This is a genomic window from Stieleria sp. (assembly GCF_041595215.1).
In the GTDB taxonomy this organism is placed as follows: domain Bacteria; phylum Planctomycetota; class Planctomycetia; order Pirellulales; family Pirellulaceae; genus Stieleria; species Stieleria magnilauensis.
This window is the reverse complement of record NZ_JBFHKV010000148.1, coordinates 1-11,348: the sequence shown is the minus strand read 5'-3', so window position 1 is coordinate 11,348 and position 11,348 is coordinate 1. Positions and strand designations below refer to the sequence as shown.

The window sequence follows — 11,348 nt, the reverse complement described above, 5'->3', positions numbered from 1 at the left end:
TTCACACCCAACGGCGGGGAAGTGTTCCCGGCGACGAAGGATGTCGATATCACCTGGAGGACGGCCTTGCTGGGTGGTGGAACGATGGTGGACATTGCACTCGTTCGAGATTCGGATCCGCTCTACAGCTTGCCGCTGGTCACGTCGGGATCCAACACGGGGATCTACCAGTGGACCGTTCCGGATACTGTCCCTGCCGCCGATGACTATCGGATTCAGATCGATCGCAGTGTCGGTGGGCCGGCGCTGTCGGACGCCAGTGACGCGTCTTTCTCCATCACCGAACCGATCAGTTTCTATTACGTCAACGATGCGGACGTATCGGGTGACGTCTACACGACCGCCGTCGGCAATGATGCCAATGATGGTTTGGCGCCGGATCGCCCCAAAGCCTCGATTCGTTCAGTGATCGAAAGCTATTCGTTGGGACCGGGAGACACCATTTTGGTCGACAACGGGGCGTACACGCTGGGAACCAATCTGGTGTTGGACGCGGCACTCAGCGGAATCCGCATTCAGGGGCCGGATGTTGCGGGTGCAGAAGCGATTCTGGATCGCGGAAACCTCGCGGCCGGCAACTATGTGTTTGAATTCGATGGTGCCGACGATGTGACGATTACGAACCTGTCCATCACCGGCGCCCACACCGGAATCTTCGCCGATCACGATGCGGACAGCGACCAAATTTCAATCGTGAACAATCGGATCTACGACAATGATCGCGTGGGCGTTTCGGTCGGAACGCACATCAGCAGTACCAACGACGGCTGGCAAATCGTCGGCAACGAAATCTTTGGTCACCGACCGACGCAGAATCCGCAAAGCGGAATCGGTGTCTTTACGTATCGCGTCGATGCAGCGGTACGGGACAACCTTGTATATGGAAACTACACCGGAATCAAATTGTGGTCGCGCTATAACATCTCATTCATCATGGAAGCGGAAGGTAACCGGGTTCATGGCAATGAGATTGGCATCGAGATTTACGGCGGCGGGACGCGAGCGTATGGCAACACGGTGTACGACAACATCAAAGGGATCACGGGGACCAATAGTGGAGGCCCAGCAAAGCCCGCGGACATTGACCACAACATCGTGTACCGCAACGATCTAGGTCTCGAACTTGTGTCTGGCACCGATGATGCCGTCAACGCGACAGTTAACCGAGTCTTCGGCAACACTCAAGGGCTAAAAGCGCGAACATCGATTCCGTCTTCCTATGAGCGGTCCAGTGGGAAGATCGCGGGAAATGTGTTCTATGACAATTCCGGCGTATCGGTTGAAGTGGTCAAGGCGTCGAGTGGAATGTCGGTGGGTGGCAACACCTTCTATGAACCTGCCGGAAACGCGATTCATCTGACCAGCCAATCGGAATTGATCGACTTCCGCAACAACCTGTTCTATGTCGGCGACGGGTTCGCGTATGTGTTCGACGCGGACAGTCAGTCGAATCACACGTTCGACTACAACCAGTACGACCTTGGCCCCGGCGGCAAGATGGCCGATCGCGGCAGCACGACGGTGAACTCCTTTGCCGATTGGCGCTTCGAACTGGGGCGGGACGCCAACGGACTGGCGGGGCCGCTGGATCTGGTCGATCCCGACGGAGCCGACAACATCCTGGGCGATTCCTTTGCCCCAGCGGGGGTTCCTACGATCGTTGACGACGGAGATGCGGGGTTTGCAACGACGGGTACTTGGACAAGTTACGCCACGGGCGGGTATCTGGATGACTATCAGACTCTCTTTGGCACCTCGGGCGACGCGACGTGGAGCTTCGCAGGCTTGACGTCAGGGCAGACTTACGAGGTCTTCGCGACGTGGAGGAATGTGGGATACAGCCCTGACGTGGTGTATACGTTGACGACGGAAGGGCAAGCTGCCGTATCGCATAACGTCAGCCAGTACTACCAGGAACTTAGCGATTACGTCGACGGAGACGGACTCGGTTGGAAACGTCTGGGCACGGTGATTGTCGGCTCCGATGGATTGCTCGACGTGCGCTCACACAACAACCATCCGGGTTACTCCGTCGCGGCTGATGGCGTGATCGTGCGTCCGATTCAGGGCTTTGGCGGCACCGACGATGATTTCCACTTACAGTTCGGCGCTCCGGGGGTCGACGCCGGCGATCCGAGCGATCCGGTCGGCGACGAACCGTCTCCCAACGGCGGACGGTTGAACCTGGGTGCCTACGGCGGAACGTCCGAAGCGACTGCCAGCGCTGGCGCGGAAATCCTGCAAGTGCTTTCGCCGTCGGGGCTGGACAAGTACAGCGCCGGACGGGTGCTGCCGATTCGCTGGCGGTCCCAGGCAGCCGGAACGGTCGACATCCTGTTGTACGCCGCCGCCGGTTTTGTCCCCGGCGTGTCGACTCCGGTGGCGATCGTTGCGTCGGGAATTGACGGAACACTCGGTGCATTTGACTGGAGCATCCCAACCGACGGATCGATCGCTGTTGACCAGGCGTACTTGATCGCAGTGGCTGCAAACGGTGGTTCGATGCCGGGTGACGTCTCGGGTGTTTTCTTGATCGCGAACTCGGGCAACGACTATTACGTCAACGACGCATCGCTGGAGGGAGACGTCTTCACGACCGCGGTCGGCGACAATTTGAACTCCGGCAAACGCGCCGACCAACCGTTGGCAAGTCTTGCGGCGGTGCTGAATGCCTATCAGTTGGGTGCCGGCGACGTGATTCACGTCGATACCGGGGAATACACCCTTCGCGGAAACCTCATCCTTGGCGACGCACTCAGCGGAATCCGCATCGAAGGTCCGGGGGTTGCTGGTGCTGAAGCGGTACTCGATCGCGGAAACACCGCAAACGGAAGCTATGTGTTCGAGTTCATTGGTGCCGACGACGTGACGATCGCGAATCTGGCGATTACCGGCGCGTACGACGGTGTCTTTGCCGATTACGACGCGGACAGCGATCAAGTCCAGATCCTGGAAAACCGGATCTACGGCAATGCGAACTCCGGCGTGTCGGTTGGTGGGTACAGCGGAACGACGAATGAGGGCTGGCAGATTGTCTCCAACGAAGTGTTCGGACATCGAATGAGTCCAACAAGTGGACAGGGCATTTTCACATATCGGGTTGACGCGCAGGTTCGAGACAATGATGTCTATGGGAACGCCTATGGCATCTATTTGGCAGCCCACGCATTCGATAACTTTACCACGAGGGCTGAGAACAACCATGTCTATGACAACGACCAGGGCATTAGTGCTACAGACGGCGGGACACGGGTTATCGGGAACACGGTCTACGACAACCGCGTCGGCATTCATGGGCAAAACAGTTCAGGCCCGGCAAAAGTCACCGACATTGTCGACAACATCGTGTACCGCAATCAGCTTGGGATCGAGCTACTTTCCGGTTTAGACAGTCTGGCCAACGCTACGGGCAACCGGGTCTTTGGAAACACGACGGGGATTGCGACGCGGATTGGTCAGTACAACGGCCCGTACAATGGCAAGATTTCGGGCAATGTCATCTACGACAATCACACCCTTTCTATGCAAATCGGCCGCGCCGGGAGTAACGTGTCGGTCGAAGGGAACACCTTCTTTGAGCCGACCGGCAGCGTGATTCATGTGACCGACCAATCGCAAGGGATCGATTTCCGAAACAACCTATTCTACGTCGGAGACGGATTCGCGTATGTGTTTGGTGCCGACAGCCAGTCCGGACACACAGCAAATTACAACCAGTACGAGCTCGGTCCCGGTGGCAAGATGGCGGACCGGGGAAGCAGCGAACTGGTTTCGTTTGCCGATTGGCGATTCGAACTGGGTCTGGACACCGGCGGGCTGTCGGCGCCGCTGGGTTTGGTCGACCCCGACGGGGCCGACGACATCCTGGGCGATTCCTCCATAACCGTAGGAACGCCGACGATGATTGACGATGGCGATGCAGGCTTTGCGACGACCGGCTCGTGGACAATTGACGCCACGAGCGGATACCTGGGCGACCTGCGGTATCTCTACGGCACTGAGGGCGACGCGACGTGGAGTTTCACGGGTCTGACCGCCGGACAAACCTATGAACTGCTCGCGACGTTTCCCAGTGCGTCCACTTCTTACAGTTCAGATGTTCGCTATTCCTTCACCACGGCGGGCCAGGATGCCGGCTTCCAGAACATCAGCCAGTACAACCAACAACTCACCGACTACGTGGACGGGGACGGCGTCGGCTGGAAGCGGTTGGGAGCGGTTGTCGCCGGCGGTGATGGGATGCTGAACGTGCGCTTAAAAAACAACCGGTCAATCAGTTTCGTCGCTGCCGATGGGTTGCTCGTTCGTCCAGTCCAGGGTTTTGGGGCCGGGGACGATGATTTCCATCTACAACTTGGCGCTCCGGGTGTCGACGCCGGCGATCCGAGCGATCCGGTCGGCGACGAACCGCAACCCAACGGCGGGCGGTTGAATTTGGGGGCCTACGGCGGCACATCCGAAGCGACGGCCAGCGCGGGTGCGGAGATCTTGCAGGTGCTTTCGCCGACCGTATTGGACAATTATAGCGCAGGACGCGTGCTGTCGATCGACTGGAGGACACCGGCAGCGGGCACGGTGGACATCGTATTGTACGATGCAAACGGTTTTGTCCCCGGCGTGTCGACTCCGCTGACGACGATCGCAACAGGAATCGACGCGGCGCTGGGCACTTACGACTGGACGATTCCGGATGACGGTTCGATCGCGACCGAGCAATCGTATCAACTCGGTATCTTCGCCGGTGGTGGCACCATGCCGTTTGGATATGCGAGCGGTCCCTTCATGATCGGATCCGCGGGCAATGCGTTCTATGTTAATGATGCATCGCTGGCTGGAGACCAATACACCAGCGCTATCGGTGACAATGCCAACTCTGGCAAACTCCCCAGCCAACCGATGGCAAGTCTTGCCGCCGTATTGAATACGTATGCGTTAGGCGCAGGCGACGTGATTTACGTCGACACCGGGACCTATGGATTGCACTCCAACATCGTTCTGGATGCATCACACAGTGGCGTTCGCATTCAAGGACCGGATGTGGTCGGCGTGCACGCGGTCCTGGATCGCATGAACACATCCGATGGCGCGTACGTTCTGGATTTCAATGGCGCGGACGATGTGACGGTGGCCAATCTATCGATCACCGGTGCCAACTTCGGGATCCACGTCGACAGAGATTCCGATAGCGATCGCGTGACCATTCGCGACAATCGTATCTACGACAACGCGTTGCGGGGCATTTCAATCGGCGGCTACTTGGGAACTTCCATCGACGATCTACAGGTCATCGGCAATGAAGTGTTTGGGCATGTGGCTCAAAATGCGTTTGGCGTCGGGATCGGCGTTTATCAGGCCGGAACGACCGTCCGAGAGAACACACTGTACGGAAATGACACCGGAATCCTGATGGATGGAGCGAGCATCTCCGTCGGCAATACCGTGCACGGAAATAGTAAGGGGATCCGAGTTCATTCTTATGCAACGGCCGATTCCAACCAAGTGTTCAACAATCAAATCGGAATCGACGTTTCCGTTAGTGGCAAAGCGATCGGAAACGAAGTGCACGGAAACGTTGATGGACTTGTCGGCGGTACCCCGTACGACAGTCAGATGGGGGCGGAGATTATTGAAAACCATGTCTATGCCAACTCCGGGACCGGCATCAAGCTGTATCGCGGAACCGCTGCACGTAACGTCGTCTATTCCAATTCGCTAGGCATTCATGCCTCTCATCAATCTTGGGGATTCTTTGGGAACATCGTCTCGAATCTGGTCTACGGCAATACCAACGGTGCGGTATTGGTCGAGAAAGGCTATGACGATGGAGCAATTCTGAACAACACGATTTACCAGCGTGTGGGCGATGCGCTGCGGATCGAAAACAGCTCGCGAGATCTGCTGGTTTACAACAACATCTTGATGGTCGACTCGGGACACTCGATTTCGGTGGATGCGAATTCTCAGTCCGGGCACTCGATGGACCGCAACCTGTTCCACCAAAGCAGCGACCCGAATGCCCACTTGGGGCTGTGGGGAGCGACCGTGCTGGATTCCCTGGCCGAGTGGCAGACGACGACATCGCTTGACGCGAACAGCGTCGCCGGGGATCCGTTATTTCTGGATATCGACGGCGCCGACAATGTGCTTGGGTACACCGGTGCCGACGGTGGCTACGACGGCGGACCCGATGACAACTTTTATCGCGTCGGACACTCCATTGCAATCGACCGCGGTGATTCGTGGAACGCATCGAACGTGGACATCACCGGTGCGCCGCATACCGATGATCTTGGAACGCCCAATCTCGGCGCGCCGGGCTACTTCGAAATCGCGCTCGCCGGATCGACATTTCCGACCGGCGGAACCTCGCTCGGCATCAGCACGTGGGGGAACGCCTCTTTGCCGTTCTCGTTCCCGTACTTCGGAAACGCTTACACGAGTGCTTTTGTTTCAGCCGACGGTTTTTTGCAATTCGGCGGCTGGACGGCCCCACCCTATGGTGACAACGACTTTGCCGCGTTTGTTTCGAACGCGCGGATTGCTCCGCTGTGGGACGATCTGAATCTGTCCCCGACCGGCAAGGACGTCTTCGTCGACAGTTCGGTCGCTGATCAGGTGACGTACCGCTGGGAGGCGAGTTTACAGTCAGACGGAAGCGATGTCGCCACAGCGGTCACGCTGCACTCCGATGGTCGAATCGATTTCCACTACGGGGCGGGGAATCAAAATTTGACGCCGACGGTCGGTCTATCCGCCGGGAACGGAACAACCTACTTCCTGGCTTCATACGATTCGATGGCGAATCTATCCAATGCGGCACCAATCCGAATCCAGCTCCAACCGGGGATCGTTGATATCGGGGCGTATGAGTTTTTGGGCGACAGCAATGACAACCAGCCGCCGGCGATCATCGATACGGTACCCGCGGCCATTCATCAGGCCGGACAGTACACGGGCCCCAACGATCCGATCACACTGCAGCTGAGTGAACCGATCAGTCCGATCGACGCCCGCTCGACCGCCGCATACCAGATCCTGTTCTCCGGGACGGACGGCGTGTTCGGCAACACCGATGACCAACTGATCGATTTTGAGATCGATTATGCAACCGGCAGCACGGACATCACACTCATTCCGAACGATCCTCTGCAGACGGGCAGTTATCGTTTGACCGCCTACGGTGATGTCACGCTTCACGACCTCTCGGGGGTTCGCCTGGACGGCGATGGCAACGGAACGGCAGGCGGGAACTATGTCCGCGAGTTTGTCCACCGCGTCAACCATCCCGCCACCGTCAGCTTGACCAACGTTGTTTCTACCCTGCCCGAAGACGCCGACGTCTCGTCACGGGTGAAGGTCGCTGACGTCGTGATCACCGATGACGGAGTGGGGACGAATCAACTGTCACTCTCCGGATCCCATGCGAGTCTGTTCGAGATCGATGCGTCGGTTTTGTATCTCCGGCAAAATGCGTTACTGGACTTCGAAGTGGACCCCGCGCTTGAAGTGATCGTCGAGGTCGAAGACCCGTCGGTCTCGGGCACACCCGATCACTCCGTAACGCACGGCCTGTCGCTGACGCAGGTGATCGGACTCGATTATGGTGATGCACCGGTCGCTTATCCGAGTACCTTGGCGGAAGACGGAGCCCGGCACGTTTCGGTGGGTCCCCGATTCGGACCGACACGGGACCGGGAAACCGATGCGATCGTTTCGCCGGCCGCCGATGGCGACGACAATCCCGGGGAAGACATTGGCATCGTGTTTGGCACGATTCGGACGGACCGCGGGACGGCGGAGGTGACGGTCGATCTGTACAACGCCGATACTGCCAAGCTGGATGCCTGGATCGACTTTAACCAAAACGGCTCCTGGGACGCGTGGGAACGCGTATTCGGAGACATGGCGGTCGTGCGAGGTTCGCAATCACTGACGTTCAACGTGCCACCGTCAGCTCGGGAGGGGATGACTATCGCGCGGCTACGGGTGAGCAGTGACAGTGGATTGGCTCCGACCGGACTCGCGAACGATGGCGAAGTTGAAGACGTTCAGGTGGAGATCCTGGCTCCACCCAGCATTGAATCGGTGTTGATCAACGGGGGCAGCTTGCAACGCTCCAGTGTTTCTCAGATCGAAATCACATTTGATCGTATCGTGTCTGCCCCGCCAGAAGCCTTCGTCGTCACCAATCACGACAATGGTGAGGTCGTCTCGGGATTAAACGTGTTGACATCGGCAGTCGATGGCAAGACGGTGAGCCTGATCACGTTTTCTGAAGGTACGTCGGTCGTCCTCCGCGGCAACGGTTTTTACGCCTTGGCCGACGGTAACTATCGCCTTGCCGTCAACGCGGACCTAATAGTATCCGAGAACGCATCCATCGCGATGACCCATGACTTTATTATCGGAGCCGATGCGGCAGACAGTTTTTTTAGCCTGTTCGGCGATAGTGATGGCGATCGGGATGTCGACGGTCAGGACTACGGAAGGTTCGGTCTGACCTTTCTGAAGTCTGTCGGTGACGATGGATTCAACCCCATTTTCGATAGCGATGGCGATGGCGACGTTGACGGCCAAGACTACGGTCGCTTTGGTCTGCGTTTCCTGAAAGTGCTCCCACACTAGTGCTCCGTCAACGTTTCGCTATCCAAACAAGAAACGCAAGGCTCCGTTGGGCCTTGCGTTGATGCTTTTCAAAAAGACTTGCTCGACTAACTCACGCCGCTTCAGGAAGGTCGATCGAGTAGCGTTTGCGTCGTTGCGAACCTTCGATCTGCACACCGCGGAGCATCATAACCAGGCCGGCAGAGTCGACCTCGAAGCTGCCATGCTCTTCGGAGACAATCTTTTCGAAGCTTCCGCTTTGGAGTCGCTTGGACCAGAGAGCCAAGCCGTCGCAGTCCCACATCAGAATCTTGGCATAGTCGCGCCGACGGTTGAAAAAGACGAACAGATGACCGGAGAACAAGTCGACCTGGAAATGCTCGTTGACGAGCCCGGACAAGCCATTGAAACTTTTCCTCATATCGGTCGCCTCGGTGTAGACAAAGATCCGCGTGGTCGGTGCAAGTGCGATCACGATGCCACCTCGCTGTGCACTTCGACGATATTCTTGATCAGCCTGCGTTGCTGCTCGTCGGTAGCGTTCCCGTCGAGGCAAGCAACAGCCCCGCCAGGCAAATCAATCTTCAGGCCGTTCAGGTGCGACGCTTCCATCGCGTTGGACTGAAGCTCAACCGCGACGAACGAGGCCGCTCGATCGCGGGGGCCTGTTGGACGATCGGGAACGGAAGATCGCAGCTTACGTCGCCACTGATAGAAGGAGGCGACCGAATAGCCTTAGCGATCACAGAAATCTGCGACGGTCAGACCGGATTGGGCGAACCGCTCAATGTGGTCACGCCACTGCTGTGCGAGCTGCGGGTTGGGAAACTGCGGCATGAGTTTCTCCTGAAAGCGGAAAGAAACCCGTCACGCTAACTAGACGGTCAACATGGGCAGCTAGAACGCTTACGGTTGTGACGAAGTTCGGCAAGATCTTCAAACGTGCCGCGCGGACGGCAGACAATCTAGCGGCAGAAGCCTCGAGTTGCGGTTAGAGTTGGCGCTGTGCACCGGGGAACCCGCTGCAACCGGCAGGCTGATCCAAGCCGTCGCATCTCTAGGGTCGATAGGTAAAGTTGCCGGTGCTGGTTGCTGCGTTGACGATCGGCAATCGCTTGCATTTTGGCAACCGTGCGATAGACGGGCAGACTTGAAGGAGAGCGACCTGCCTGTCACTCTTCGCCACTTAGGAATGTGGGTGGCCCCTTTCGTGCCACTGGGCGCGTTTTGGGAAGCCAAAAAAAAGGGCTTCAGCGTATAATTCGCTGAAACCCTTTAAAATCCAGTGCGGATGAGAGGATTTGAACCTCCACCCCCTTATCGAGGACTAGAACCTGAATCTAGCGCGTCTGCCAGTTCCGCCACATCCGCTTGGTTGACTGTGAAGAGTGGTCTCGGTCGGCCGAGGTTCACTTTTCCAGGGCCGGTAGATTATCGAGTGACGCCGGAGTGTGCAAGCCGTGTGTGGGGCTCTCCGCGACTGTTTTCCGATCAGGGGAAAATGTAGCGGATCCAGTTGCGCAGACCCTGGCCGGGGACGTACGCGACCGGCTGGCCCCAGAGCCCTTGGCCGACTTGAACCATGTAGTTTTGTTGCCCTAACGTGATCAGCGAACGCGCCGGAGCGGCCGATGTGGGCACCGCCAGCGGCTGGGTGGTGGTGGGCGGATAAACCGTCGTGGGCGGAACCGTCGCCGCCGAAGGGATCTCCGCCGGTAGCATGCCGGGGGCTTGGGTGATCGGGCCGCAGGCCGACGACGAGTACGACGTCGGGATGACCTGACCGCAACCACCGGCAAAGGCGCTGGCCGCCATGTAAGTGCTCGGGGGCGTGATCAGGCGGCAGTTGTCCGCCCGGGCAAACGCATTGGTTTCCAAGGACGGCTGCGGAATTTGATCCAGGTCTGACGGCGATGGAGCGTAGGAGTTGTTCGGCGACGGCAAGGCACGCGGCGGAGCGGCGGCTTCGGGAAACGGAGTCGAGTTCGGAATCGCGGTGCTCGCGCCCGGCTGGGGCAATCCCGCGTTGGGCGCCTCGCCGGGAAGTGACATCCCCGAGTCCGCTAGCGGCGGCGCATCGAAACCGGATTGCATCCAGACCGTTTGTCGCACGGGTGCCTGGCTGGCGGACACCTGCCGAACCGACGCCGGGGCGGCTGGGACGGCCTGATTCTGCTGCCAATAAGCGGTCTCATTGCGAACCGTCGTGGGCCGAGGCTCGGTGGCTCGCATTGCAACGTTGGTCGCGGCCGAGGCTGATTGTTGATTCTGGAATCGGTCCACGGCGCTCGCCGATCCGATCGGCCGCAAGCGAGTCATGGCCGAGCCGGATTGGGCTTGGCTGACCCCGTGATCGAGGAAAGCGAAGCAAGTGGCTGCGAAAACGATTTTGATGAGGGGGCGCGACATGGGACCATCGATGAGAAGGGGTGTTCAAAACCCGAAAACTGAACTGTTGGTAGTTGCTATGGGGCAGGCAATGCAAGATCGGTGCCGAAGCGGTGTCGCTGGGGACGTCTCGTGAAACATCGCCACGGAACGGCTCGCGCGATTGCCGATGGGCCTGGTTAAGCGTGAACATGGCGCGTGTTCCAGAGCCGAAGACTCGCCGTGAAACTCGCGATGCCCGATGATCGAGTGTTGAAGATTTTACAAGCGATTGTAAAAACGCGTCGCGCAGACACCGACGATCGCTCTGTTAAACCCGACCGACCCTTCCCTCGCTTCGCTCGACCCTCCCTGCC

General features: G+C 58.3%; 4 protein-coding genes and 1 tRNA gene. 2 read left to right on the top strand and 3 right to left on the bottom strand.

Features of this window, described 5'->3' with window-relative positions:
- On the top strand, positions 1–8,625 hold an 8,625-nt coding region (locus tag ABX749_RS08195; protein WP_372895549.1), incomplete at its 5' end, for a right-handed parallel beta-helix repeat-containing protein.
- A gap of 91 nt (positions 8,626–8,716) precedes the next feature.
- Here the strand turns inward: ABX749_RS08195 and tnpB are convergent.
- Entirely contained in the window at positions 8,717–9,079 is a 363-nt protein-coding gene (gene tnpB, locus ABX749_RS08190) for an IS66 family insertion sequence element accessory protein TnpB (RefSeq protein WP_372895548.1), read from the bottom strand.
- 14 nt (positions 9,080–9,093) lie between these two features.
- Between tnpB and ABX749_RS08185 the strand changes: the two genes are divergently transcribed.
- Positions 9,094–9,480: a hypothetical protein gene (locus ABX749_RS08185; RefSeq protein ID WP_372895547.1), complete on the top strand. Its 387-nt coding sequence runs from the start codon at positions 9,094–9,096 to the stop codon at positions 9,478–9,480.
- 410 nt (positions 9,481–9,890) lie between these two features.
- Here the strand turns inward: ABX749_RS08185 and ABX749_RS08180 are convergent.
- Together ABX749_RS08180 and ABX749_RS08175 are read right to left on the bottom strand one after the other, a co-directional pair.
- Positions 9,891–9,975, bottom strand: a tRNA-Leu gene (locus ABX749_RS08180).
- Positions 9,976–10,095: 120 nt separating this feature from the next.
- Positions 10,096–11,013: a hypothetical protein gene (locus tag ABX749_RS08175; RefSeq protein WP_372895546.1), complete on the bottom strand. Its 918-nt coding sequence runs from the start codon at positions 11,011–11,013 to the stop codon at positions 10,096–10,098.
- Positions 11,014–11,348 lie beyond the last annotated feature (335 nt).